The 23,920-nt window shown below is 67.7% G+C and carries 22 protein-coding genes; 10 read left to right on the top strand and 12 right to left on the bottom strand.

The window, feature by feature from the left end; genetic code table 11:
- Positions 1 to 18: 18 nt before the first annotated feature.
- The 4 genes from WAX14_RS24470 to WAX14_RS24455 form a co-directional block, all read right to left on the bottom strand.
- Positions 19 to 810, bottom strand: coding sequence for an ABC transporter permease (locus WAX14_RS24470; protein ID WP_422630632.1), 792 nt, complete (start codon positions 808 to 810; stop codon positions 19 to 21).
- Positions 807 to 1,946 (bottom strand): ABC transporter ATP-binding protein, encoded by a 1,140-nt coding sequence (locus tag WAX14_RS24465; protein WP_422630631.1) that lies wholly within the window; start codon positions 1,944 to 1,946, stop codon positions 807 to 809. Before WAX14_RS24465 ends, WAX14_RS24470 begins: the two co-directional genes overlap by 4 nt.
- A gap of 70 nt (positions 1,947 to 2,016) precedes the next feature.
- Positions 2,017 to 2,826: an alpha/beta fold hydrolase gene (locus WAX14_RS24460; RefSeq protein WP_422630630.1), complete on the bottom strand. Its 810-nt coding sequence runs from the start codon at positions 2,824 to 2,826 to the stop codon at positions 2,017 to 2,019.
- A 1-nt stretch (position 2,827) separates the two neighbouring features.
- Entirely contained in the window at positions 2,828 to 3,583 is a 756-nt protein-coding gene (locus WAX14_RS24455) for a hypothetical protein (protein ID WP_422630629.1), read from the bottom strand.
- A gap of 56 nt (positions 3,584 to 3,639) precedes the next feature.
- Between WAX14_RS24455 and WAX14_RS24450 the strand changes: the two genes are divergently transcribed.
- Together WAX14_RS24450 and WAX14_RS24445 are read left to right on the top strand one after the other, a co-directional pair.
- Positions 3,640 to 4,530 carry a helix-turn-helix domain-containing protein gene (locus WAX14_RS24450; protein ID WP_422630628.1) on the top strand — a complete coding sequence of 297 codons (891 nt, stop codon included), beginning with the start codon at positions 3,640 to 3,642 and terminating at the stop codon, positions 4,528 to 4,530.
- A 68-nt stretch (positions 4,531 to 4,598) separates the two neighbouring features.
- Positions 4,599 to 4,988, top strand: coding sequence for a VOC family protein (locus tag WAX14_RS24445; RefSeq protein ID WP_422630627.1), 390 nt, complete (start codon positions 4,599 to 4,601; stop codon positions 4,986 to 4,988).
- Here the strand turns inward: WAX14_RS24445 and WAX14_RS24440 are convergent.
- Positions 4,967 to 6,022 (bottom strand): glutathione S-transferase family protein, encoded by a 1,056-nt coding sequence (locus WAX14_RS24440; RefSeq protein ID WP_422630626.1) that lies wholly within the window; start codon positions 6,020 to 6,022, stop codon positions 4,967 to 4,969. The genes WAX14_RS24445 and WAX14_RS24440 overlap by 22 nt on opposite strands.
- Positions 6,023 to 6,046: 24 nt before the next feature.
- Positions 6,047 to 6,733, bottom strand: coding sequence for a GNAT family N-acetyltransferase (locus WAX14_RS24435; RefSeq protein WP_422630625.1), 687 nt, complete (start codon positions 6,731 to 6,733; stop codon positions 6,047 to 6,049).
- 37 nt (positions 6,734 to 6,770) lie between these two features.
- Between WAX14_RS24435 and WAX14_RS24430 the strand changes: the two genes are divergently transcribed.
- The 4 genes from WAX14_RS24430 to add all read left to right on the top strand — a co-directional run bounded on the left by WAX14_RS24430 (position 6,771) and on the right by add (position 11,261).
- A complete protein-coding gene (locus tag WAX14_RS24430) occupies positions 6,771 to 8,258 on the top strand; it encodes an MFS transporter (protein WP_422630624.1) in 1,488 nt (495 codons plus the stop codon).
- A gap of 71 nt (positions 8,259 to 8,329) precedes the next feature.
- A complete protein-coding gene (locus WAX14_RS24425) occupies positions 8,330 to 9,382 on the top strand; it encodes a class I adenylate-forming enzyme family protein (protein WP_422630635.1) in 1,053 nt (350 codons plus the stop codon).
- 86 nt (positions 9,383 to 9,468) lie between these two features.
- On the top strand, positions 9,469 to 10,230 hold the full coding sequence (locus tag WAX14_RS24420; protein WP_422630623.1) for a crotonase/enoyl-CoA hydratase family protein: 762 nt from the start codon (positions 9,469 to 9,471) through the stop codon (positions 10,228 to 10,230).
- Positions 10,231 to 10,352: 122 nt separating this feature from the next.
- Positions 10,353 to 11,261 carry an adenosine deaminase gene (add, locus tag WAX14_RS24415; protein WP_422630622.1) on the top strand — a complete coding sequence of 303 codons (909 nt, stop codon included), beginning with the start codon at positions 10,353 to 10,355 and terminating at the stop codon, positions 11,259 to 11,261.
- 13 nt (positions 11,262 to 11,274) lie between these two features.
- Here the strand turns inward: add and WAX14_RS24410 are convergent, their stop codons facing one another.
- A complete protein-coding gene (locus tag WAX14_RS24410; protein WP_422630621.1) occupies positions 11,275 to 12,582 on the bottom strand; it encodes a D-arabinono-1,4-lactone oxidase in 1,308 nt (435 codons plus the stop codon).
- Positions 12,583 to 12,677: 95 nt separating this feature from the next.
- Here WAX14_RS24410 and WAX14_RS24405 point away from each other — a divergent pair, with 95 nt between their 5' ends.
- The 3 genes from WAX14_RS24405 to WAX14_RS24395 all read left to right on the top strand — a co-directional run bounded on the left by WAX14_RS24405 (position 12,678) and on the right by WAX14_RS24395 (position 15,242).
- Complete coding sequence (locus WAX14_RS24405) at positions 12,678 to 13,322, top strand: TetR/AcrR family transcriptional regulator (RefSeq protein WP_422630620.1); 645 nt, start codon at positions 12,678 to 12,680, stop codon at positions 13,320 to 13,322.
- A 78-nt stretch (positions 13,323 to 13,400) separates the two neighbouring features.
- Positions 13,401 to 14,579, top strand: coding sequence for an amino acid deaminase/aldolase (locus tag WAX14_RS24400; protein ID WP_422630619.1), 1,179 nt, complete (start codon positions 13,401 to 13,403; stop codon positions 14,577 to 14,579).
- Positions 14,580 to 14,636: 57 nt separating this feature from the next.
- Positions 14,637 to 15,242, top strand: a complete 606-nt coding sequence (locus WAX14_RS24395; protein ID WP_422630618.1) for an alpha/beta hydrolase — start codon at positions 14,637 to 14,639, stop codon at positions 15,240 to 15,242.
- Between the two features lie 68 nt (positions 15,243 to 15,310).
- Here the strand turns inward: WAX14_RS24395 and WAX14_RS24390 are convergent, their stop codons facing one another.
- The 3 genes from WAX14_RS24390 to WAX14_RS24380 all read right to left on the bottom strand — a co-directional run bounded on the left by WAX14_RS24390 (position 15,311) and on the right by WAX14_RS24380 (position 19,230).
- Entirely contained in the window at positions 15,311 to 17,113 is a 1,803-nt protein-coding gene (locus WAX14_RS24390; protein WP_422630617.1) for an AMP-dependent synthetase/ligase, read from the bottom strand.
- 163 nt (positions 17,114 to 17,276) lie between these two features.
- On the bottom strand, positions 17,277 to 17,906 hold the full coding sequence (locus WAX14_RS24385; RefSeq protein WP_422630616.1) for a phosphoribosyltransferase: 630 nt from the start codon (positions 17,904 to 17,906) through the stop codon (positions 17,277 to 17,279).
- Positions 17,907 to 17,955: 49 nt separating this feature from the next.
- Complete coding sequence (locus tag WAX14_RS24380) at positions 17,956 to 19,230, bottom strand: TrpB-like pyridoxal phosphate-dependent enzyme (RefSeq protein ID WP_422630615.1); 1,275 nt, start codon at positions 19,228 to 19,230, stop codon at positions 17,956 to 17,958.
- A gap of 174 nt (positions 19,231 to 19,404) precedes the next feature.
- On the opposite strand from WAX14_RS24380, the gene WAX14_RS24375 reads away from it, so the two are divergent.
- Positions 19,405 to 21,372 (top strand): DEAD/DEAH box helicase, encoded by a 1,968-nt coding sequence (locus tag WAX14_RS24375; RefSeq protein WP_422630614.1) that lies wholly within the window; start codon positions 19,405 to 19,407, stop codon positions 21,370 to 21,372.
- A 68-nt stretch (positions 21,373 to 21,440) separates the two neighbouring features.
- Here WAX14_RS24375 and WAX14_RS24370 read toward each other — a convergent pair whose 3' ends face one another.
- Together WAX14_RS24370 and WAX14_RS24365 are read right to left on the bottom strand one after the other, a co-directional pair.
- Positions 21,441 to 21,959 (bottom strand): DUF664 domain-containing protein, encoded by a 519-nt coding sequence (locus WAX14_RS24370; protein ID WP_422630613.1) that lies wholly within the window; start codon positions 21,957 to 21,959, stop codon positions 21,441 to 21,443.
- Complete coding sequence (locus WAX14_RS24365) at positions 21,956 to 23,857, bottom strand: ABC transporter ATP-binding protein (protein WP_422630612.1); 1,902 nt, start codon at positions 23,855 to 23,857, stop codon at positions 21,956 to 21,958. Before WAX14_RS24365 ends, WAX14_RS24370 begins: the two co-directional genes overlap by 4 nt.
- Between the last annotated feature and the right edge of the window lie 63 nt (positions 23,858 to 23,920).

The raw sequence follows: 23,920 nt of genomic DNA, 5'->3' as shown, positions 1-23,920 counted from the left end.
CAACGGCACACCACCCGATCACCCCAGGTCGCGGCTCCGGACCCGCCACCAGCCGAGGGCACAGATGAGCAGTGCCCAGCCGATCAGGGCGAGTGGTGCCGCCGGCCACTGGACGGCCATGTCGCCGGTTTCAGGCATGTCGATGACCCCGACGATCGTGTACCACGTGAGCTGGACCGGAAGCAGATCCGCCATCGTGTCCAGCCCGAGGCCGCGCAGGATCAGGGACACGATCAGCTCACCGAACGGGATCCACGCGGAGATCGCCAGAACACTGCCGACCGTGGAACCGGTCACGAGGCCGAGCCCGGACCCGAGGAGTGACCACAGCACGGCGCAGAGTGCGCCGGCGCCGAGTACGGCCGCGAGTTCGCCGAGATCGGACCCGGAGGATGCGCCGCCGTTGCCGCCCGCGAACATCAGAACGGTCAATACGGCTGCGATCTCCACAGCGACGCAGTACAACAGCCCGAACGCAGCGGCGGTAAGATATTTCGCTGCGATCACCCCGTCCCGACCGCGTGCGGTGATGAAGGTGGTAACCATCGTCCGATGCTGAAATTCGGTGCCGCCGTTGACCGCGCCGAACAGTGCCGCGAACAGGAACACCAGCGCCAACGCCAGCGCGATACCGATCGCAGCCGCAACGGTCGACGCGAATCCCTCACCGACGACGTCTTCGACCTGGCGCGCGAGCGGCAGCGTCAACGCACCTGTGAACAGACCTACGACGACCGGTGTGATGCCGAGTATCCACCAATAGCGCAGACCGAGGACTTTGCGGAATTCGGCGGTCAGGAGCGCGGTCAACGTGGGAATCCTCCCGGTCCGAACGGCGGCTGTTGAGGGGTGGGTGTGCTCTGCGGATACTGCTGCTGCGTGTGGCCGGGTGGCTGCGAGTACTGCTGTTGTGACGGGTACTGCTGTTGCGGCGGGTACTGCTGTTGCGATGGGTACTGCTGTTGCGATGGGTACTGCTGTTGTGGCGGGTACTGGGGCGCGGCGAAGCGACCGCTGGTCATGGACAGGAACACCTGCTCGAGGTCGACGTGTTCGACATGCGTGCCGAACACCGTCACATTCTGTTCGGCAGCGGCCGCCGCGATCCGCTCGGGCTCGGCCCCGGCAACCGCGAGCCGGCCATCGCCCTGGATCTGTGCGTCCGTGATTCCCGCGGCGGCCAGCGTGGCGGCGAGGCGGGCCGGATCGGAACAGGCCACCAGAATCCGCGAACGGTACGCGCTGCGCAGGTCCGCGGTACTGCCCTGATGCACGAGCGTGCCGTTGCTGACGATCACCAGATGGTCGGCCATCTGTTCGACTTCCCGCAGGATGTGGCTCGACACCAGCACCGTGTTGCCGGAGCGGGCGTAGGTCAGGAGGAATTCCCGCAGCCACGCCATACCTTCCGGGTCGAGACCGTTGGCGGGTTCGTCGAGCAGCAGGTAGCGAGGCTGCCCCAGCAGCGCGGTCGCAAGGGCCAGTCGCTGGCGCATCCCGAGGGAGAATTCGCCGGTGCGCCGGGTTGCGACCGATCCCAGCCCGACCAGGTCCAGGGTGGTCCTGGCCTGCGAAGCCGGGACGCGCATCGCTGCGCAGTACACCTCGAGATGAGTGAGTGCGGTGTGCTTCGGGTGCGCACCCTGCGCGTCGAGCACGGCGCCGACGACCCGCCCTGGTTGCGGCAGCGCGGCAAACGGGACGCCGTCGATCAACGCGATTCCCGCGGTGGGGCGCACCAGGCCGAGGAGCATCCGCAGCGTCGTCGTCTTGCCGGAACCGTTGGGGCCGAGGAAGCCGGTGATCGACCCCGGTGGCACGGTGAACGACAGGTTCGACACGGCCGGGACGTTCTTGTACGTCTTGGTCAGCGACTGAACGGCAATGCCGGGTGGCGGTCCGGACGCGGCGAACGCACCCGGTGCCTGCGCGAACTGTGCGGTCAAGAACTTCCCCCGTCTCTGCCGGTTCACATCGTCGGGGCGAGCCTACGTGCCCACATCCGTGGCGGCGCGACTAGCGTTCGAGAAACGGCAGAACCGCACCGAGAAATTCGGCGGGCGACTCGAGTTGGGGACAGTGCCCGGCGTCGGGAATGATCACGACTCGCCGATCCGGACGGGCGACGACGCGGCGAGATGCCCGAGCGGGCGTAATCCGGTCGTGCGCTCCCCACAACAGCAGCGTCGGCATCGTCAGTGCGTGCACCATCTGCGGAATGGGCAACTTCCCGAGTTCGTGCACCACGGTCCGGCCGACCCGCAGCATCGTGTCCACTTGATGCCGGTCGGCGAAATTGGCGGTGAACGCGGTCAGGGTCGCCTCGTCCATCCGTTCCGGCCGGTACAGTGCCGCGCGCGTATAGAACTCGCCGATCGCCCGCTGCATCACCGGCATCGGAACCGGCCGGGACAGAATGCGTGATACCCGGTCCACGGGAAATCGTGCACTCTGCGTCCAGGAACGGGGAATCCCGGCCAGACCCGGCATGTCCGACAGAACCACTCGGTCGGTGCGGTTCGGATGTGCCGACGCGAATGCCAGTGCGGTGACGGCCCCGAGCGAATTGCCGACCACAGCGACCGGTTCGGTGCTGTCGGCGACCAGATCTGCGACGGTGTCGACGTAGTGGTCGAACACGGGGGCTTTCCACCGGCCGGAACTGCGGCCGAATCCGGGCAGATCCACGGTCAGCACCCGGTACCGTTCGGCCAGATCCGGTTCGACCTTGCACCATGTGCCGCCGTGATCGGAGTAGCCGTGCAGGAGTACGACGGTTCGGGGCCCGGCACCCGACTCTCGGACGAACACCGCAGGCCCCGCCATGTCAGGAGCCGTCGACCGGTGCGGTGCCGGACAGGTTCGTGCGCGGCAGCGCGGTGCGCTGATCCGGCCCCAGCGCGGTGCGCTGATCCGGCCCCACCGGCCATCTTGCGGGTGCGGGCCCGAATGCGGTGCGGGCGTTGCTGATCGTGCGCTTGCCGAGTGCGCGATTGCCCGCGCCACCGATGACCGCGCCGACCCCGGCGGGCACCAGTTTGCCGAGGATCAGCGCGCTGCGCTTCGCGAAATACTTGCGGACGAACTTCTTGACCAGCGAATTGTTGACGATCCGGAGTTGTGCGCCGGGGATCTTGCCGGTGACGGCGGACGACCAGTTCTTCATCGCCACACCGGTCGCCTTGCTCACGACCTCCATCCCGGTTTCGCCGAGTGCCACGGCGAACACGAGCGCGCGTCGCTGTTCGTGATCGTGCGGTTCGATACCGTGGACGGATGCAACGGCCAAGGTCAACAGGGCCGATGCCTCGAGAAAGAACACTGTCTCGGCGCCGACCGCGCCGACCGCGGTGAGGGTCCCGACACCGGGAAACGCCGCGGCCGCGCCGACCGCCGACCCGCTGCCTGTGACGCCGGTCAGGAACATCTTCTCGAGTCGTTCGATGATCTGTGCCGGTGACTCGTCGGGATGTGATCTTCGGACTCGGTCGACGTACTTGGCGACGGCAGGCCCCTGCAGGCGGCTGCCGTTGTCGAGCAGTGTGACGAGGAACTTTTCGATTGTTCCGACTCGCTGGCTCATCGGTGTCGTCCTTCTGTCGTGCGTGTGCAGGGCCGACTATAGATATTGCCGCTGACATGCCGGTGGAAACCGACCTGGCCGCGTCTACGCTGGCAATTGTGCCGGGTGTCTCCGACGGAGCGCGACGACGGCCTTCGCCGTCGCTGCGGCGATATGTGCGCTGGTACGACGGTTACCGGCTCGCCGGCTTTCCGCCCGGAGAGCACCGGGGACTTCCGTCGACGGACCTGACGGTCGTGCTCACGATCGGGGAGCCACTCGAACTGTCGGTGCCCGCTGCGCGCGGTCAGCAACCCGGCCGCTTCACGGCACTCGCAAGCGGCTTGGCGACCGTGCCTGTGACGATCGCGCACGACGGCAACCAGCACGGCATCCAACTCTCGATCACTCCTGCCGGTGCCCGTGCCCTGTTCGGCATGCCCGCGTCGGCACTCGGCGCGTGGGTCGTCGACCTCGAGGACGTGCTCGGTGCCGGTGCCTGGGAGTTGCGGGAACGGATCGCCGCGACCGACGATTGGCCGGACCGGTTCGCGGTCCTCGACGAAGTGCTCGGCAGAGCCGCGAACCACGACAGTGCGGTCGACACCGGATTGTCGCGGGCGTGGCAGCGACTCACCGACAGGGACGGTCCCCGGGTGAGTGCGATCGCCGACGACATCGGCTGGAGCCGTCGGCATCTCACCTCCAGGTTCACTGCCGAGTTCGGGGTGGGACCGAAGGACGCGGCGCGACTCGCACGGTTCGAGCGGTCCCGGCGGTTGCTGGGTCGGCCCGGACGGCATCGACTCGCTGATATCGCGGCGCGCGCCGGGTTCTACGATCAGGCGCACCTGGCCCGGGACTGGCGCGACCTCGCCGGGGTGCCGCCGACGCAGTGGATGTTCGACGAGGTGTTCCCAATCGTCCAAGACACGGACAGTTGTCCGAGCGCAGGCTGGGAGGCATGACCACAACAGCAGCGACCACAACAGCAACTACCCCAGCGGTATCGATCCCAGCAGTATCGATCCCAGCAGTGTTTCCGTGTCTCACCTACGACGACGCGCGTGGCGCGATCCGCTTTCTCGTCGACGGGTTCGGGTTCGTCGAATCGGCCGTGTACGGCGACGGCGACCGCGTCGACCATGCCGAACTCGTGTGGCCACACGGCGGTGGCATCATGCTCGGCTCGGGTGGCCGTGACACCCCGATCGATCTGCCGGCCGGCACCGGATCGGTCTATCTCGTGCTGCCGGACTCCGCGGCCGTCGATGCCGTGTTCGAGCGGGCCGTCGCACACGGTGCCGTTGTCACGCGCGGTCTCCGCGACGAGGACTACGGATCGCACGGGTTCACGTGCCGTGACCCGCAGGGAGTGCATTGGAGTTTCGGTACGTATCGCGGTCACGCGGCGAGCGGTGAGTGACGGGTCGGGACCTGCTCGTCCGGGCGGGGAGGGAGTGGTGCCGTACCGTCCCCGAACGGGCGCCCGCCGAGCACTTCACGTCCGTGTGGGGTGAGCCAACCCGACAGATCCGGCCCTTTCGGGACGATTCCCGTCGGGTTGATGTCGGTGTGCACGAGGTAGTAGTGCTGCTTGATCTGCACGAAATCGACGGTGTCGCCGAATCCGGGTGTGGTGAACAGATCCCGCGCGTACCCCCACAATGCGGGGAACGACGTGAGCGGACCACGGTTGCATTTGAAATGCCCGTGGTACACCGCGTCGAAACGGGCGAGGGTCGTGAACAGACGCACGTCCGCCTCGGTGATCGTCTCGCCGACCAGGTAGCGGCGGGTCGCGAGCCGATTTTCGAGCCAATCGAGCCGGGCGAACAACCGGTCGAACGCGGCGTCGTAGGCGTCTTGTGAGCCGGCGAATCCGCACCGGTACACGCCGTTGTTCACATCCCGGTACACGAGGTTCGCGACATCGTCGATCTCGGCGCGCAGCGCCTGCGGATAGAGGTCGGGAGCACCCGGCCGGTGGAACCGGCTCCACTCGGTGGACAGGTCGAGCGTCATCTGGGCGTAGTCGTTGGTGACCACCTGCCCGGTGTGCACGTCGACGATCGCAGGGACGGTGATGCCCCTGGCGTAGCCGGGATCCCGGGCGAGATACGCGTCCTGGAGCCGTTCGATGCCGAGTACCGGGTCGACACCGCCGGGATCCAGGTCGAAGGTCCAGCTGCGCTGGTCGTGGGTGGGGCCGCACAACCCGAGCGACAGCGCGTCCTCGAGCCCGAGCAGGCGACGCACGATCAGGGCGCGGTTCGCCCACGGGCAGGCTCGCGCGGCCACCAGTCGGTAGCGCCCGGCCTCGACGCGATAGCCGTCGCGGCCGTCTGCCGTGATTCGGGTGCTCAGGTACCGGGTGTCACGGTCGTAGCCGCCGGACGCGACGTAACCGCCGGAATCGTTGTCGGATCGGGTGGTGTCGGAATCGGATCGGGCTGTCATGGATCTCCTCCCGTATGCAGTCGACTACACGCTAGCGCGCAGTGGCACGGAGAGGTGGATTCCGCACTCCTCGTATCCCAGCGCTGCGGCCAGACCGCGGCCGGCGAGGTTGTCGCGGCGGACCCGCCACTGCGGAATCAGCCCGGCATCCAGGGCGTCGTGTGTCGCCAGGGTCGCGACGGTCGCGGCCAATCCCATCCGCCGATGCCGGGGCACGGTCAGCGCCACCACATCCGCGAGGATTCCGTGGATTTCGCCGTATCCGGCCGCGGCCAGCGGCCGATGGTCCTCGTCGAGGAGCACGAACACGCGGTCGTCGTCGGCGGGTGTGGCGTCGATCGTGTCGTCCGGCGGGCAGTGTCGCCGCAGTTCCGCGAGATCACGAGGATCGTGTGAGATCAGTGGCTCGCGTACCCGGCTCGCGTCGGTCCAGTCCGCGCAATACTGCAGGACGTGGGTGCGGGCGCCGTACCCACCTGTGGCTTCCCGCACCGTCGTCGCATCGAGCGCGGTGTCGGGGACGTGTTCGAGGGCGGCGACGGCGTCGGCGGGACCGACGACGGCGGTTGCCGCACCGAGGTTCAGGATCTGCAGCCGGTCGGCGGTAGCGTCCACCCGCGTCACGCGTCCGGACTCCGCGAGCGCGTCGTCGTCCAGTGCGAGTTCGCGGCACCAGGCAAGCTGCACGATGTCCAGGAGATGTCGGTCCACGGGGCTACCGTAGACCCGTGCGGCAGAAGGAGAGTTCGTGAGCGCCGAGATCGGGAGCACCAGGACCGAGCCGTGGCCGGCGCTGTGGGCGCTGTGCCTCGGCTTCTTCATGATCATGGTCGACGGCACCATCGTGGCGGTCGCGAATCCGGTGATCCTGCGCGAACTGCACGCCGACATCAACTCCGTCGTGTGGGTGACCAGCGCGTATCTGCTGGCGTACGCGGTGCCGTTGCTGGTCACCGGCCGGCTCGGCGACAAATACGGACCCAAGCGGGTGTACCTGGCGGGCCTGGTGCTGTTCACCCTCGCATCGCTGTGGTGCGGTCTGTCCGGCACCATAGAGGTACTCATCCTGGCCCGGGTATTCCAGGGGTTGGGCGCGTCACTGATGTCACCGCAGACGATGGCGGTCATCACCCGGATTTTTCCGCCTGCCCGGCGCGGTGCCGCGATGGGCATGTGGGGTGCGGTGGCCGGTGTCGCCACCCTCGTCGGGCCGCTGGCCGGTGGTGGCCTTGTCGACTGGCTCGGCTGGGAGTGGATCTTCTTCATCAACGTCCCGGTCGGCGTCCTCGCGTTCGTGGTGGCGGTGCGCCTGGTTCCGGACCTGGAAACGCACCCGCACAAATTCGATCTGGTCGGGGTTGTGCTCAGCGGCATCGGCATGTTCCTGCTGGTGTTCGGCATCCAGGAAGGCAACACGTACGACTGGTCCGCGGTGGTGTGGGGTCTCATCGCGGGAGGGGTGGTGCTGCTGGTGGTGTTCGTCCTCTATCAGGGGCGGATGCGCGGCGAGCCGCTGGTACCGCTCGAGTTGTTCCGGGACCGCAACTTCTCGCTCGCGAACATCGGGATCGTGTCGATCGGTTTCGCGGTCACCGCAATGACACTGCCGCTGATGTTCTATACGCAGGCGGTGCGCGGGCTCAGCCCGACCGGTTCGGCGTTGCTGATGGTGCCGATGGCGTTGTTCACCGGCATTCTGGCGCCGTTCGTCGGCCGTCTCGTCGATCGGGTGCATCCGCGTTACATCGCGGGAACCGGTTTCGCGCTGTTGGCGGTCGCGTTGTTGTGGATGGCTGCGGTGATGACACCGGATTCGCCGATCTGGTCGCTGCTGTTGCCGTCCGCTCTGATGGGGATCGCCATGACGGGGATCTGGTCGCCGCTGTCGGCGACCGCGACGAACCGTCTGGCCCCGCACCAGGCGGGTGCAGGTTCCGGTGTCTACAACACCGACCGGCAGATCGGCGCGGTCCTCGGCAGCGCCGCCATCGGCGCGATCATGACCTCGAGGCTCGCCGCGGAGGGAATCGGTGGGGGCGGTTCCGAGATGGGGACGGGGGTGCTGCCGGAGCAGTTGCACGATTCGTTCTCGACGGCGATGGCGCAATCGATGTGGTTGCCCGCGGCGGTGCTGATCGTCGGGTTCGCCGCGTCACTGTTCTTCGCCCGGCCTCCGAGTCAGGTGCAGCGGGGCGTGGACACAGATCCGGACACTGCGGACGCCCGGCGCGGTTGAGCACGCCGAACCCACCCCGGAATGTGATGCACGCCATATAGTGCGAGGCACGCAGACGATCGGAGGTGGCGATGTTGCCGGCGTTGGTGCAGTTCTCAGGTGGTGCCGAATGGCTGCGCGACGACCGAGTCACCCGGCGGGCGGGCGTCTTCCGCTACGAAGGCCTCGAGCCGTGCCTGGCCGAGCTTCTCGATCGGAGCGCGCTGCGGTTCTCGCAGCGCACCGCCGCCGTCGACCGGACGGGTCGTACCGTCACCTACCGCGAGATGTGGGCCGCTGCTGCCCGGGTGGCCGGCGGTCTGCTGGACCAGGGAGTGGGACCGGCGGACCGCGTCGTCGTGCACTTGCCCAACGGTTTCGACTGGCTCCACGCGTTTCTCGGTGTAGTCCTCGCGGGCGGTGTCCCCGTCCTGCCGGATCCGACGTGCAGCGCCGCCGAAATCAGTTGGGTCGTCGCCGACAGCGGTGCGCTGACCGTGCTCGACGGGACGCTGCCCGACGGGGTCGCGTTTCTCGACGGTGGTGCCTCGCCCGACGAACTGGCGTTGCTGTACTACGTGCGCAAATGCGGTGGCGGTCTGCACGGCGTCGAACTGAGCAACGAGAACATCCTGTCGACCATCGAAGCGGTCGTTCATGCGATGGATCTGGGTATCGGTGGCGCACGCACCGTCATCACCGCGCCGTTGCCCACCGCCGTCGGATGTGGTGTGCAACTGCTGCCCACCCTGTCGGTCGGTGGCACCGTCGTCGCCGCAGGTGCGCGCGGAATCCGGGTTCCGTGGCGGCATCTGCGTGCGTCGTTCCCGACCGCCCGATGTGTGCGCGGCTGGGGTGTCGCCGAGACCGGCGGCATCGGGCTGGTGCTGCCCACCGAGTTCCGGAAACGACACCCTCGCAGCGTCGGGATTCCGTTCGGTGGGATGGAGGTCGCGCTGTTCGGTCCCGACGCGGAGCGTGGCGTCGGCGAACTATTGTGCCGCGGGCCGAGCGTGGCCCGGCGGTACTGGAACGACCCGCAGTCCACCGCCGACACATTCGGCGACGGTTGGTTCCGCACCGGCGACCAGGTGCAGATCGACGACGACGGCTTCGTCACCCAGCTAGCGGTACGGGTGACGTGAAGTGTGGTGGACTCCGGTATACACCTGATACGCCGTGACCCACGCCGGGTCGGCGCATCCGATTCGCTCAGTGGAGGTACACGCACATGTCCGACGAGGTTTTGCTCGAGCGTCGCGGTCGAGTCCTGATCATCACCATCAATCGGCCCGACGCGCGCAATGCCGTCAACGCTGCCGTGAGCCATGCGCTCGCCGACGCGATCGACCAGCTCGACGGTGACGACGACGTGTCGGTGGGCATCCTCACCGGCGCGGGCGGCAACTTCTGCGCGGGTATGGACCTCAAGGCGTGGGTCGCGGGTGAGAACGTGCTGGTCCCGGGCAAGGGGCTCGGCTTCACCGAGGCGCCGCCGCGCAAGCCGCTGATTGCCGCGGTCGAAGGCTTCGCGCTCGCGGGCGGTACCGAACTGGTGCTGGCCACCGACCTTGTGGTCGCCGCCAAGGGAGCCAAGTTCGGGATTCCCGAGGTCAAGCGTGGGCTCGTCGCCGGTGCCGGTGGCCTGCTGCGCCTGCCGACACGTATTCCGTACCAGAAGGCCCTCGAGCTTGCCCTGACCGGCGACACGTTCACCGCCGAGGACGCGCACGGCTTCGGGTTCGTCAACACACTCACCGAACAGGGTGGGGCGCTCGACGGTGCTCTCGCGCTCGCCGAGCGGATCACCGCCAACGGTCCGCTCGCGATCGCCGCGACCAAGCAGATCGTCGCCAAGGCGGCGGACTGGTCGTCCGACGAGGCGTTCGAGAAGCAGTTGGAGATCGCCGCTCCGGTGTTCGTGTCGGAGGACGCTCGTGAAGGAGCGACCGCGTTCGCCGAGAAGCGGGCCCCCGTTTGGAAGGGCCGCTGACACCGGCGGTGTCCGCCTAGATCGGTACCGGCGGTGTCCGCCTAGATCGGTACCGGCGGTGTCCGCCCGGATCGGTACGGGCGGGCACCGCGGTGCGCCGAGGCGCGAGAGAAGCAGAACATATGAGCGCCGAACTGCACGTGCACATCGAGGGCACTCTCGAACCCGAACTGATCTTCGCGCTCGCCGAACGCAATGGAGTGCGCCTGCCGTACCGGGACCTCGCGGATCTGCGTTCCCGATACGACTTCACCGATCTCGGATCGTTCCTGAAGTTGTACTACGCCAACATGCAGGTTCTGCGCACGGCGCAGGATTTCGCCGATCTGACCCGCGCGGCCCGCGCGGGTGTGACCCGCGCCGAGTTCTTCTTCGATCCGCAGGCCCACACGAGCCGCGGCGTCCCCCTGCGAGACGTGGTCGACGGGCTGGCCGACGCCGTCGCCGGAAGCATTCGGGAGTTCGGAGTCGACGCCGCGATGATCGCATCGATCGTGCGGGACCGGCCGGTGCACGAGGCGGGCGAGGTATTCGGTGAGTTGCTGAGACTGCGTGCCCCGATCATCGGCCTCGGCCTCGATTCCGCCGAGATCGGCTACCCGCCGTCGTTGTTCGAGGACGTGTTCGCCCGTGCCCGAGCGGAGGGCCTGCACGTCGTCGCGCATGCCGGCGAGGAAGGACCGCCGGGCTACGTGTGGCAGGCCCTGGATCTGCTCGGCGCGGAACGTATCGACCACGGCATCCGGTCGCTCGAGGATCCCGCGTTGGTGGCGCGGCTCGTCGATGAACAGGTTCCACTCACCGTCTGCCCGCTGTCGAATGTGCTTCTGGGAGTGGTTGATTCGATCGAGAAGCACCCGTTGCGCCGGATGCTCGACGCGGGACTGCTGGTCACCGTCAATTCCGATGATCCCGCCTACTTCGGCGGCTACCTCGACGACAACGTCGCGGCACTGCACACCGGGCTGGGGCTGACCGACGCCGAGCGTCGGATTCTGGTGCGGAACTCGCTCGACGCGGCCTTTCTTTAACGGCCGAACATCTTTAACGGCCGAACACCCGCTCGAGATAGGGATTGGTGAACATCCCGTCCGGGTCGACCCGGTCGCGTACCGCCAGGAAGTCGTCGAACCTCGGGTAGGCGGGGCGCAGATCGTCCGCGGCGCGCTCGTGCAGCTTGCCCCAGTGTGGCCGGCCGTCGACGCCGCGCACGATCTCTTCGACGGCAGCGAAATAGTCGCGGTGATCGCGTCGATGGAACTCGTGCACCGCAACGTACGCGGTGTCGCGACCGTGCGCGGTGGACAACCACACGTCGTCGGCGGCGGCGAATCGCACTTCGACAGGGAACGAGACCCGCCTGCCGGTGCGCTCGAGGCTGCTGCCGATATCGGCGAGTACACCGGGCAGCGCATCCACCGGGATCGCGTATTCCATCTCCCGGAACCGCACGCGCCGGGGGGAGGCGAACACCGCGTAGCTGCGGTCGGTGAACACGCGAGGCGACAGGGCGCGACCGGCGACGTCGTTGATCCGAGGGATCAGGCTCGGTGCCTGCGCCCCGAGATGCTGAAGCGCGCCGAACATGCCGTTGGCGAGAAGTTCGTCGTCGACGAAGCCGCGGAGCCGTCCGATCGGCTCGGTCGGTTCGGCGCCGTCGATCCGGGTGTTGCGTTTGGTGAGAACCCGATCGGTGTGCGGGAACCAGTAGAACTCGAAATGGTCCACCCCGAGCCGGTCGTCGTCGAGCACCGCGAGGGTGTCGGTGAGGGTCGCGGGCGCCTCGGCCGCGCGCAACCGGTAGGCGTGGACGCAGTCGAAGGTCATCGAGGTCAGGACGCCGATCGAGCCGACGCCGAGCCGGGCCGCCTCGAACAGTTCGGGCTCCGCGGTGGCGGAGCAGTGCACGGTGCGTCCGTCGGCAAGCACGATCGTGACCGCCCGCACCTGGGTGGCGAGCCCGCCGAAGCCTGCCCCGGTGCCGTGGGTTCCGGTGGAGACGGCGCCGGCGATGGACTGGACGTCGATGTCGCCGAGATTCGCGAGCGCCAGTCCGTGGGACCACAGCAGACGGTTGAGGTCGTGCAGACGAGTGCCTGCGCCGACGGTGACGAGGGCGCCGGTCGCGGTCGGTTCGACCCGTTCGATCCCGGAGATCGCGTCGAGTGAGACGAGGACGCCGTCGGTGACGGCGACGCCGGTGAAGGAATGTCCGGCGCCGACTGCCTTGACTCGAAGGCCGCGCTCGGCGGCGCCGGTGATGACGGCCGCGACCTCGGCCGCGTTCGAGGGGGTGTCGAATGCGCGAGGAGTCGCGTGCTCGGTGCGTGCCCAGTTGCGCCAGGTTGCCATGACGCACATCGTCCTATTGGACAAGCGTCCAGGTCAAGTGTTGCGGGGATGTCGCGTTCCCCGCGACGGCGGCCGCGAACCTCTACGATCGGGGAATGCTGAACCGGTTGCCCGCGGACGAGCGTCGCGCCCAGCTCATCGAATCCGCACTCGACCTCGCCGAGCGCGGGGGTGTCGGCGGAGTCACGGTCCGGGCGGTCGCGGAGAATGCCGGTGTATCCCTCGGCGTGGTGCACTACTGCTTCGACAGCAAGGAAGCGCTCGTCGTCGCGATGGGGGAGACCCTCGTCCGCCAGCTCAGTGAGGCGATGCACGTCGCGTTCGACCTGCCGCACGACGGCCCCGACCCGCAGGGCGCGCGCGGACTCCGGCAAATGCTGCACGCCGGGCTCAACGCGATGTGGCCGATGATCGAGGCGACCGCGAATCGTCAGATCCTGACCTACGAGATCACCACCTACTCCCTGCGGCAGCGGGCCGCCGAGTCCGGCTTCGGCGGCCGGATCGCGACCGAGCAGTATCGAATCATGGACTCGGAGGCCTGCCGATTCCTCGCGGACAGCGCCGATCGCGCCGGGATGGCGTGGACCGAACCGATCGAGGACGTCGCCAAGGTGGCGCTGGCGATGATCGACGGTCTGGTGTTGCGCTGGCTCGTCGATCGCGACAGCGAGTTCATTGTTGCGGAACTCGACGACATGGCAGGAATCATCGCGGCTCGCGCGGTCGCGCGGCAGTGACCGATCGGTGTCGATCTGGACAATCGTCCATTCGGGTGTTCGACTGGTTCCACCCGTGACCCGACGATTGGACCCGCCGTGATTTCGCCCCTGGATCGACTCGACACCGCGACTGCCGACCTCGATCCTCCCTTCGCCGCCGCCGACCTGGCCACGGTACGCAGCAACGCCGCCGACCTGCTCCGGCGGGCGGGCGGCACACCCGTTCGGGTGGCGAGCAAATCCGTACGCTGCCGCGCGGTCCTCGAGGAAGTGCTGGGTACGGATCTGACCGGCTCCACCGGTGCCTTCCGCGGCATCATGGCGTATTCGCTGCGTGAAGCGTTGTGGCTGACCGAGTGTGGTGCCCGCGACGTGCTCCTCGGCTATCCGACGGTCGACCGTGGTGCGCTCGCCGAGCTGGCCTCGCGACCCGTCGCCCTGGAATCGATCACGCTGATGATCGATTCCACCGCCCAGCTCGGGGTGATCCGCGACGCGCTCGGTAGCGCACGGGTGCGTCCGCGAGTGTGTCTCGATATCGACGCGTCGTTGCGTTTCGGCCCTGTGCACCTGGGTGTGCGACGTTCACCGCTGCGCGGTCCGGACGACGCCGCGCAGCTCACGCGGTGCGCGACCACCGCCGGATTCGCGGTCGTCGGAGTCATGTTCTACGAGGCGCAGATCGCCGGCCTGCCCGACAGTTCGCCGCCGGTGCGACTGGTCAAGCGACTCTCGGCGCACGAACTGGCGACCCGTCGACGCGTCGTCGTCGACGCGGTGCGCGCCACTGCCGGCGAACTCGAGATCGTCAACAGTGGGGGAACCGGCTCGCTCGAGGTGAGTTCCGGAGATCCGGTCGTCACCGAGGTGACTGCCGGGTCGGGCCTGTACGTGCCGACCCTGTTCGACCGCTACCGTTCGTTCACCCCGAATCCCGCGTTGTTCTTCGCGCTGTCCGCCGTGCGCAAGCCGACGCCCGCGATCACCACCCTGTTCGGCGGTGGATACATCGCCTCCGGGCCCGCCGGAGCGTCGCGAGTCCCGAAGCCGGTGTGGCCCGCGGGTCTGCGGCTGTTGCGCAACGAGGGTGCCGGGGAAGTGCAGACGCCGGTCGCCGGGTGCAGCGCCGCGGACATCCCGATCGGCGGCCGCGTCTGGCTGCGGCATGCCAAGGCCGGTGAGCTGTGCGAGCGGTTCACGCACGTGCATCTGATCGACGAGGACGGTTCGCGACACACCGTCCCGACCTATCGGGGCGAGGGCCACTGCTGGTAGGCCGTGCACTTCGGCGGCGGGGACTGCCGAAACCACGCACCGGGGACAATGAACCTCATGCCGTTCATCGCCGGGGCCACGGGCCGAATCCACTACCGATCGTGGAACACGGACGCGGCTGACGCCGCGATCGTGTTCGCCCACGGCATGGGCCAGCACACCGGGCACTACCACAGGTTCGCGGCGGGCCTTGCGGTCCACGGCATCGCACTGTGGGGTATCGACCTGGCCGGACACGGGCTGTCGGAGGGGCCACCGGATGTGCCCGGCGATGTCACCGCACACGCCGCGGATCTCGCGTCCGTTGCCGCGCTGGCCGAGGCGGGAGGCGTCCCGCTGGCTGTGATGGGACATTCACTCGGTGCCGCGACGGTTCTCGCTCTGCTGCGCACCGACGCTTCACGCTTCGACCGGGTCGTGTTGTGCGGGACGCCGCGCAGTGCGATCGGGCCCGCCACCTCGGGCGTCCTCGAAGCCGCTGCGCTGCCGGTGTTCGCGGTTCACGGTGTCGACGACCGGCTCGCTCCGATCGACCCGGTCCGTGCGTGGGCCGCGACCGTGCCGGGACTCGTGCTGCGTGAATACGTCGACGCCGGGCACGACCTGCTGCACGAGCCCGCGTATCGGACGGTCACCCGAGACATCGCGCATTTCGTGGCCTGAGCGTCGGTCGAGACGACTCGGCCCGTGCGTGTTCGAAACACGCACGGGCCGAGTCATTTCGGCGCCGATCAGTTGTAGATCGAGGCGATCGCGTCGCCGTGCACCTCGTGGATGATGTTGCGCTTGAGCTTGAGCGTCGGTGTCAGCTCACCGGATTCGACGGTGAAGTCGACGTCGAGGATCCGGTACTTCTTGATGGCCTCGGCCTTGGACACCTTCTTGTTGGTGTCGGCGACCGCGGTGTCGATTTCGGCGATCAGATCGGCGTTCTTGATCAGATCCGCGACGGTGGTGTCCGGCTGAACGTTGTTGCGTTCCTTCCAGCCGGGCAGAACCTCCGGGTCGAGGGTGATGATCGCGCCGATGAACGGTTTGGCGTCTCCGACGACGATGACCTGGCTGATCAGCGGATGCGCGCGCAGCGAGTCCTCCAACACGGCCGGCGCGACGTTCTTGCCGCCCGCGGTGACGATGAGTTCCTTCTTGCGGCCCGTGATCGAGATGAAGCCGTCGGCGTCGATGACGCCGATGTCGCCGGTGTGGAACCAGCCGTCGATGATGGACTCGGCGGTCGCCTTGTCGTTCTTCCAGTAGCCGTCGAACACGACCGGGCCCTTGAGCAGCAGTTCGCCGTCCTCGGCGATCTTCGCCGAGTGGCCGTTGAACGGGCGCCCGACCGAGCCGACCTTCTGATGTCCCGGAGTGTTCATGATGACACCGCCGGTGGTTTCGGTGAGGCCGTAGCCTTCGAGCACGTTGACGCCGATGCCGCGGAAGAAGTGGCCGAGACGTGCGCCGAGCGCGGCACCGCCGGAGACCGCCTGCGTCGCATTGCCGCCGAGTGCGGCACGCAGCTTGCCGTAGACGAGCTTGTCGAACACGGCGTGCTTGATCTTGAGGCCGATTCCGGGGCCGCCGGTCTCGAGTGCCTGGCTGTATTCGATGGCGGTCGCCGACGCCTTCTCGAAGATGCCGCCCTTGCCGCCGTCGTAGGCCTTCTGCTTGGCCGAGTTGTAGACCTTCTCGAACACCCGCGGCACAGACAGGATGAAGTCCGGTTTGAAGGAGGCGAACAGGTCGAGCAGCGAGGTCAGGTCCGAGGTGTGCGCCACGGTGACCTTGTTGTCGAACGCCGCGAACGAAATCAGCCGTGCGAACACGTGGGCGAGCGGCAGGAACAGCAGGGTCCGCTTGCCAGGGACGAGCGCGTCCGGAAGCTGGACGGTCGCGGCGGCCGACTCGGCGTACAGGTTGCGGTGCTTGAGTTGCACACCCTTGGGGCGACCCGTGGTGCCGGAGGTGTAGATGAGCGTCGCTGCGGAGTCCGCAGTGACCGCCTTGCGACGTTCCTCCACCTGCTCGTCGGTGATGGCGGCGCCGCGGGCGACGAGTTCGTCGACGGCGCTCTTACCACCGTCGCCTGCGACGATGCGGAGAACCTCACGGACGGTCGGTGCGCTGTCGGCGACCTCCTTGACGACTTCGGCGAGCTCGTCGTTCTCGACGATGAGCAGCGACGTACCGGAGTCCTCGAGGATCCACTGCGACTGGTCCGCGGAGGACGTCTCGTAGATCGCGACGGTGCACCCGCCCGCGGTCCAGATGGCGTAGTCGAGCAGCACCCATTCGTAGCGCGTGGACGAGAGGAGCGCGACGCGGTCGCCGAGCTCGATGCCCGACGCGATCAGTCCTTTCGCGACCGCCCGGACCTGGTCGGCGAATTCCTTCGCGGTGACCTTGACCCAGGTGCCGTCGACGTATCGCTCGAACGGCACGAAGTTCGGGGACTCCTTCTCGTGCCGGAAGACGGAATCCGCCATCGAGGCGTCCTCGGGAATCGAGAACGTCTGTGGCACCGAAATCTCACTCACTGCTGACCCCTCCATCGTTATTGCTTGGGATGTGCATTGCATCACAGGTCGCAGCGTTTTGCACCTGTCTCGGCGCCCGTTAGGCGTTATTTCGAGGCGTGTCGCGGGTGACTTCCGTTACGTCCGAATCCTGCGGTAACTCGTCAGTAGCCAATTGCGCTGGTCACGGCGATTTCAGCAGTTCGGCGGCTTCCGAATCGGTCAATTGGTGAAAATCGGTGTAGGCCGCCCCGACGCTGTCCTGATCGGCCGGGCACACCGGACAGATGACGTCGTCCGCGACCGTCAGCAACCGACGAATCGCGTCGGGTGAGGCGACCGGCACCGCCACGACGATCCGTTCCGCACCCTGCGCGCGGGCGGCCAGGCATGCCGCGACGGCGGTCGCTCCGGTGGCCAGACCGTCATCGACGAGAACGACCGTGCGGTCCGTGATCGGAATCCGGGCACGGTCGTCGCGCAACAACCGCGCCCGCCGGTCGAGTTCGATCCGTTCACGGTCCTCGACCCGGGCGACGGACTCGTCGTCGATCCGCCCGCGCCGCAGGACGTCCGCGTTGAGGATGCGGGCACCGCCCTCCGCGATCGCGCCCATTGCGAGTTCCGGTTGCCAGGGCACGCCGAGTTTGCGGACCACGAGCACGTCGAGTGGGGCATCGAGTTCCCGCGCGACCTCCCGTGCCACCGGTATTCCGCCGCGGGGCAGCGCCAGCACCACCGGCTGGGCATCGCGCAGGTGCCGGACCGAGCGGGCAAGTTGCCGCCCGGCCTCCTCACGTCCGGCATAGCGCACGACTCCAGTATGAGCGCCGAAACCCGACGCCGGTGGGTGGCAAGTGCCGTCAGGCCAGGTCGCCCGACAGGTAGGCGTGGTAGGCGGGCAGATCGAGCTGTCCGTGCCCGGACAGGCCGATCACGACGACCTCCGGATCGTTCAGTCCCTTCGCGTACGCTGCGGCCGCGGCGATCGCGTGCGCCGACTCGGGCGCGGGCACGATGCCTTCCGTGCGTGCGAACTGCACGGCGGCGGCGAACGCCTCGGTCTGGGGAACCGCCTGTCCTTCGACGTACCCGAGTTCGACGGTGTGGCTGAGCAGCGGCGCCATGCCGTGATAGCGCAGGCCACCCGCGTGGATCGGGTCGGGAATGAAGTCCTGGCCGAGGGTGTGCATCTTGAGCAGCGGCGTCAGCCCCGCGATGTCGCCGTGGTCGTACCGGTACTCGCCCCGGGTGATGGACGGGCACGCCGCCGGTTCGACGGCCACCACGCGCGTGGCCGCGCGTTCGTGCAGCACCTCGCGGATGAACGGAAACGCCAGACCCGCGAGGTTCGAGCCGCCCCCGGCGCAGCCGAACACGACGTCGGCGTTCTCCTCACCGGCGGCCCGCAACTGGGCGACGGCCTCGAGGCCGATGACCGTCTGGTGCAGTACGACGTGGTTGAGCACGCTACCGAGGGTGTAGCGGGCCGCCGGGTCCTTCACCGCGACCTCGACGGCTTCGGACACGGCGATACCGAGGGAGCCGGGGGTGTCCGGATGATCGGCGAGGACCTGCCGGCCCGCATCGGTGAGTTCGGACGGGCTGGCGTGCACGGTGCCGCCGTACGTTTCGATGAGGAATCGGCGGTAGGGCTTGGAATCGTACGACGCGCGGACCTGCCACACCTCGAGGTCGATGCCGAACTTCGCGCATGCGAAGGACAGGGCGGATCCCCACTGGCCGGCCCCGGTTTCGGTGGTGAGCCGGGTGACGCCGTCGATCGAGTTGTAGTACGCCTGCGCGACCGCCGAATTGACCTTGTGGCTGCCGACCGGGCTCACCCCCTCGTATTTGACGTAGATGCGGGCGGGGGTGCCCAGTGCCTGCTCGAACGCGCGCGCCCGGATCAGCGGGGTGGTGCGGTAGCTGCGGTAGGCCTCGCGGACCGGCTCGGGGATCTCGATGTTCGTCTCGGTCGACAGTTCCTGCTCGATCAGGCCCTTCGCGAACAGCGGGGCGAGATCGTCCGCGGTGATCGGTTCCCTGGTGCCGGGGTGCAGGTGCGGCGGCGGAGCGATGGGCAGGTCGCCGGCGATGTTGTACCAGTGGGTGGGGATGCTGACGGGTTCCGACACCGGGTCGTCCTTTCGGTCTGAAACGAGAACGGGTTCAGTGTGCCAACTCACACTTCGAGACTCGTCGGCGGCAAGGGCCACCTCGGCCGACGGGGCGATTCGAGGGCGCCGGACGGAGGTCGGTATGTCAAAGATTCGGGGTCGACGACACTCATCCGATAAACTGCAGGTCAAATGAGTGATACTGTGCAAGACCCCGACGCCGATTCCGCCCCCCTCACGTTCGCCGATCTAGACATCGATGCTCGTGTGCTGCAAGCGCTTTCGGATGTGGGCTACGAATCTCCGTCGCCGATCCAGGCGGCCACCATCCCGCCGCTGCTGGCGGGACGGGACGTCGTCGGTCTCGCGCAGACCGGTACCGGCAAGACTGCTGCCTTCGCCGTGCCGATTCTGTCTCGGATCGACACCTCGAAGAAGCGCCCCCAGGCGCTCATCCTGGCACCGACTCGCGAGCTTGCGCTGCAGGTCGCGGAGGCTTTCGGTAAGTATTCCGCGCATATCCCCGGGCTGCACGTGCTGCCCATCTACGGGGGCCAGGCGTACGGTGTGCAGCTGTCGGGGCTGCGGCGCGGTGCGCAGGTCATCGTCGGCACCCCGGGACGTGTGATCGATCACCTTTCCAAGGGCACCCTCGACATCTCGGAGCTCGAGTTCCTCGTCCTCGACGAGGCCGACGAGATGCTCACGATGGGTTTCCAGGAGGACGTCGAGCGGATCCTCGCCGACACCCCGGACACCAAACAGGTCGCCTTGTTCTCCGCCACGATGCCCGGGGCGATCCGCCGGTTGTCGAAGCAGTACCTCAACGACCCCGAAGAGATCACGGTCAAGTCGAAGACCACGACTTCGTCGAACATCTCGCAGCGCTGGGTGCTGGTGTCGCACCAGCGCAAGCTCGACGCACTGACCCGCATCCTCGAGGTCGAGACGTTCGAGGCGATGATCATCTTCGTCCGGACCAAGCAGGCCACCGAGGATCTCGCCGAACGATTGCGCGCCCGGGGGTTCTCGGCCGCCGCGATCAACGGCGACATCGTGCAGGCGCAGCGTGAGCGGACGATCGGTCAGCTCAAGAGCGGTGCCCTCGACATCCTCGTCGCGACCGACGTCGCCGCGCGCGGTCTCGACGTCGAACGCATCAGCCATGTCGTGAACTACGACATCCCGCACGACACCGAGTCGTATGTTCACCGGATCGGCCGCACCGGTCGTGCCGGGCGCAGCGGCGACGCACTGCTGTTCGTCGCGCCGCGCGAGCGGCATCTGCTCAAGTCCATCGAGCGGGCCACCCGGCAGCCGCTCACCGAGATCCAGTTGCCCACCGTCGAGGACGTCAACGCGCAACGGGTGTCCAAGTTCAACGACGGGATCACCGAGGCCCTCACCTCGGATCACCTGCAGTTGTTCCGCACCTTCATCGAGGACTACGAGCGCGAGCACGATGTTCCGCTCGCCGACATCGCCGCCGCGCTGGCCGTGCTCTCGCGTGACGGGGATTCGTTCCTCATGGAGAACGAGCCGGAGCCGGTCGCTCCGCCGCGCCGCGAGCGCGAGCCGCGGGAGCGTCCTCCGCGCCGGTTCGACGACGACGGAGCGTCCCGCGTCGGCCGCGACGGCCAGGAGTTGGTCACCTACCGCATTGCCGTCGGCAAGCGGCACCGCGTGCAGCCGGGCGCGATCGTCGGCGCCATCGCCAACGAGGGCGGTCTGCGCCGCAGCGACTTCGGGCACATCAGCATCCGTGCCGATCACAGCCTCGTCGAGTTGCCCAAGGACCTGTCGGCGCAGACCCTCGACGCGCTGCGGGCGACCCGGATCTCCGGAGTGCTCATCCAGCTGCAGCCCGACTCGGGTGCCCCGACGGGTCGGCCGTCGTCGTACAAGCCCCGTGAGGACCGCGGCGAGCGTCGCAGCAGCGACCGTCAGTACGGTGGTCACAAGAAGGAGTGGGGCGACCGCGGTGGCCGAAAGGACTTCGGCGACAAGCAGAGCCGTGGTTTCAAGGACCGTGGTGACTTCAAGGACCGCGGGGACTTCAAGGATCGGGGTGGCGACTTCACCCATCGCAGCGACCGCAACGACCGTGGGGGCCACGGACAGGGTGGGCGCAGCGGCGGCGGATACGGCGGTCGCGACTGACGTTCCACCGGTTCACGCCCCCTGCGGCGTGCGAGGGGCGCCCTGGTGGTCGCGGCCGACCGGGTCGATCACCAGGTGCGGCCGGCGAGGCTGTCGGCGGGCGCACCGTCGATCGACTCGCGGATGATGTCCGCGTGGCCGGCGTGGCGCGCCCACTCCTCGATCTGGTGGACCAGCAGGAACCGCACCGTGAACGGCATTCCCTGGCTCAGATACCGGGCGACCTCGTCCGGGATGTCCACGACGTGGTCGAGGCCGGGTTGGTCGCGGACCAGTTGTTCGAGCCGGGCGGCGGCCGCGTCGAGCGCGGCGATCTGATCGGCGACGGTCGCGTCGTCGGCGACCTGCCAGGCGGACATCCACGCTTCGGTGGGGTCGTCGGCGCGGCTGTTGGTTCCGGCCAGGTGGTCGGCGGTGGCGACTGCGCCGTCGGTGACGTGGGCGAGCAGCGATGCCAGGCTCATCGACGATGCGCTGGGCGCGGAGCGCACCTGCTCCTCGGTGAGACCGGACATCGCATTGCGGAAGGCGTCCTGCTGGTTGGTCAGGACTCGGAGAAGTAGGTCGGCTTCTGTGGGGATGCTCATGTTCCCAGTATCGATTCCATTGCGGACGACTTCGGTCCTGAATCAGCGAACTGGGTGCGATAGAGCTGTTCGTACCGCCCGCCCGTCGCGAGCAGTTCGGTGTGCGTGCCCCGCTCGACGATGCGCCCCTCTTCCACGACCAGGATCTGATCGGCAGCCCGAATCGTCGACAACCGGTGTGCGATGACCACCGATGTGCGTCCGGCCAGCGCCTCGGTCAGCGCTTCCTGCACCGCCGCCTCGGACGTCGAGTCCAGGTGCGCGGTCGCCTCGTCGAGAATCACGACACGCGGTTGCGCGAGCAACAGACGCGCGATCGTCAACCGCTGGCGTTCGCCACCCGAGAGGCGGTAGCCGCGCTCACCGACCACGGTGTCGAGGCCGTCGGGCAGCGACGCGATGAGTTCGTTCAGCCTGGCCCGCCGCAGCGCGTCCCACAACTCGTCCTCGGCGGCACCGGGCCGGGCCAGTGTCAGATTCGCCCGGACCGACTCGTGGAACAGGTGCCCGTCCTGCGTGACGAGACCGACCGTGCCCCGGATCGACGCGGCCGTCAGGTCGCGTACGTCGATCCCGCCCAGCAGTACCTGCCCCGCATCCACGTCGTACAGCCGTGGAATGAGTTGGGCGACCGTCGATTTTCCGGCACCGGACGAGCCGACCAATGCGACCATCTGTCCCGGTTCCACCCGGAAGTCGATGTCGTGCAACACGGTGTCGCCGCCGCGGGTATCGAGCACCGCGACCTCCTCCAGCGACGCCAACGACACCTTGTCGGCGGACGGGTACGCGAATCTCACGTCGCGAAACTCCACCGATACCGGCCCCGGTGGTACCGCGCGGGCGTCGGGCGCCTCGACGATCAGCGGCTTCAGGTCGAGCACCTCGAAGACCCGCTCGAAGCTGACCATCGCGCTCATGACGTCCATCCGTGCGCTGGCCAGCGCGGTGAGCGGTGAATACAGGCGGGTCAGCAGCATCGCCATCGCCACCACCGATCCGGCGTCCAGTTGGCCGCGCAGTGCGTAGAAGCCGCCGAGACCGTAGACGAGTGCCAGCGCGAGCGCGGAGACGAGAGTCAGCGCGGTGACGAAAACGGACTGCAGCATCGCCGTGCGAACCCCGATGTTGCGGACGCGACGAGCGCGGACCGCGAACTCGGTGGATTCGTGGTCGGGCCGTCCGAACAGCTTGACCAGCGTGGCGCCCGGAGCGGAAAACCGCTCGGTCATCTGGGTGCTCATCACCGAATTATGGTTGGCGGCTTCACGACTGAGCCGTGCGAGTCGAGTCCCCATGTGCCGCGCCGGAATCACGAAAATTGGCAGCATCAGCAATGCGAGAAGCGTGATCTGCCAGGAGATCCCGAACATCACCACCAGTGTGATCGCGAGGGTGACGATGTTGCCGACGACGCCGGACAGGGTATCGCTGAAGGCGCGTTGTGCGCCGATCACGTCGTTGTTCAGCCGACTGACCAGCGCGCCGGTGCGGGTGCGGGTGAAGAACGCGATGGGCATCCGCTGGACGTGATCGAACACGGTCGTGCGCAGGTCCAGGATCAGATCCTCGCCGATGCTCGCCGACAGCCAGCGGTTGACGATCGCGAGCCCGGCCTCGACGATCGCGATGCCCGCGATGAGCACCGCCAGCCCGACGATCACGGACAACGCCGCATGATCGACGATGGCGTTGACGACCCGGCCCGCCAGTACGGGAGTTGCCACACCGAGTGCCGCGATGACGACGCTGAGTACCAGGTAGAAGGAAATATTGCGGCGATGCGGCCGGGCGAATGTCCCGATCCTGCGCAGGCTCTCGCGGGAGAACGGCCGCCTGTCGTTGTTGGCGTGCATCGCGTTGTACATCGCGTTCCACGCGGTGACTTCCATGCTCATCTCGCGGAGCCTCCCTCTCTCGTTGCCCCGACGGTAGAACCTCGAGCAGGCTCGAGGTCAAGG

The sequence above is a fragment of the Rhodococcus sp. (in: high G+C Gram-positive bacteria) genome (assembly GCF_049299235.1).
Lineage (GTDB): Bacteria > Actinomycetota > Actinomycetes > Mycobacteriales > Mycobacteriaceae > Rhodococcus.
The sequence above is the reverse complement of the archived record's forward strand: the minus strand, read 5'-3'. Positions and strand labels throughout refer to the sequence as shown.

Excerpts from the sequence above, each read along its gene's own strand:
- WAX14_RS24410 (WP_422630621.1), bottom strand. The coding sequence starts at position 12,582 with ATGGCAACCTGGCGCAACTGGGCACGCACCGAGCACGCGACTCCTCGC.
- WAX14_RS24440 (WP_422630626.1), bottom strand. The coding sequence starts at position 6,022 with ATGACAGCCCGATCCGATTCCGACACCACCCGATCCGACAACGATTCC.
- WAX14_RS24405 (WP_422630620.1), top strand. The coding sequence starts at position 12,678 with ATGCTGAACCGGTTGCCCGCGGACGAGCGTCGCGCCCAGCTCATCGAA.
- WAX14_RS24450 (WP_422630628.1), top strand. The coding sequence starts at position 3,640 with ATGCCGGTGGAAACCGACCTGGCCGCGTCTACGCTGGCAATTGTGCCG.
- WAX14_RS24420 (WP_422630623.1), top strand. The coding sequence starts at position 9,469 with ATGTCCGACGAGGTTTTGCTCGAGCGTCGCGGTCGAGTCCTGATCATC.
- WAX14_RS24425 (WP_422630635.1), top strand. The coding sequence starts at position 8,330 with ATGTTGCCGGCGTTGGTGCAGTTCTCAGGTGGTGCCGAATGGCTGCGC.
- WAX14_RS24455 (WP_422630629.1), bottom strand. The coding sequence starts at position 3,583 with ATGAGCCAGCGAGTCGGAACAATCGAAAAGTTCCTCGTCACACTGCTC.
- WAX14_RS24375 (WP_422630614.1), top strand. The coding sequence starts at position 19,405 with ATGAGTGATACTGTGCAAGACCCCGACGCCGATTCCGCCCCCCTCACG.
- WAX14_RS24460 (WP_422630630.1), bottom strand. The coding sequence starts at position 2,826 with ATGGCGGGGCCTGCGGTGTTCGTCCGAGAGTCGGGTGCCGGGCCCCGA.
- WAX14_RS24370 (WP_422630613.1), bottom strand. The coding sequence starts at position 21,959 with ATGAGCATCCCCACAGAAGCCGACCTACTTCTCCGAGTCCTGACCAAC.
- add (WP_422630622.1), top strand. The coding sequence starts at position 10,353 with ATGAGCGCCGAACTGCACGTGCACATCGAGGGCACTCTCGAACCCGAA.
- WAX14_RS24395 (WP_422630618.1), top strand. The coding sequence starts at position 14,637 with ATGCCGTTCATCGCCGGGGCCACGGGCCGAATCCACTACCGATCGTGG.
- WAX14_RS24365 (WP_422630612.1), bottom strand. The coding sequence starts at position 23,857 with ATGAGCATGGAAGTCACCGCGTGGAACGCGATGTACAACGCGATGCAC.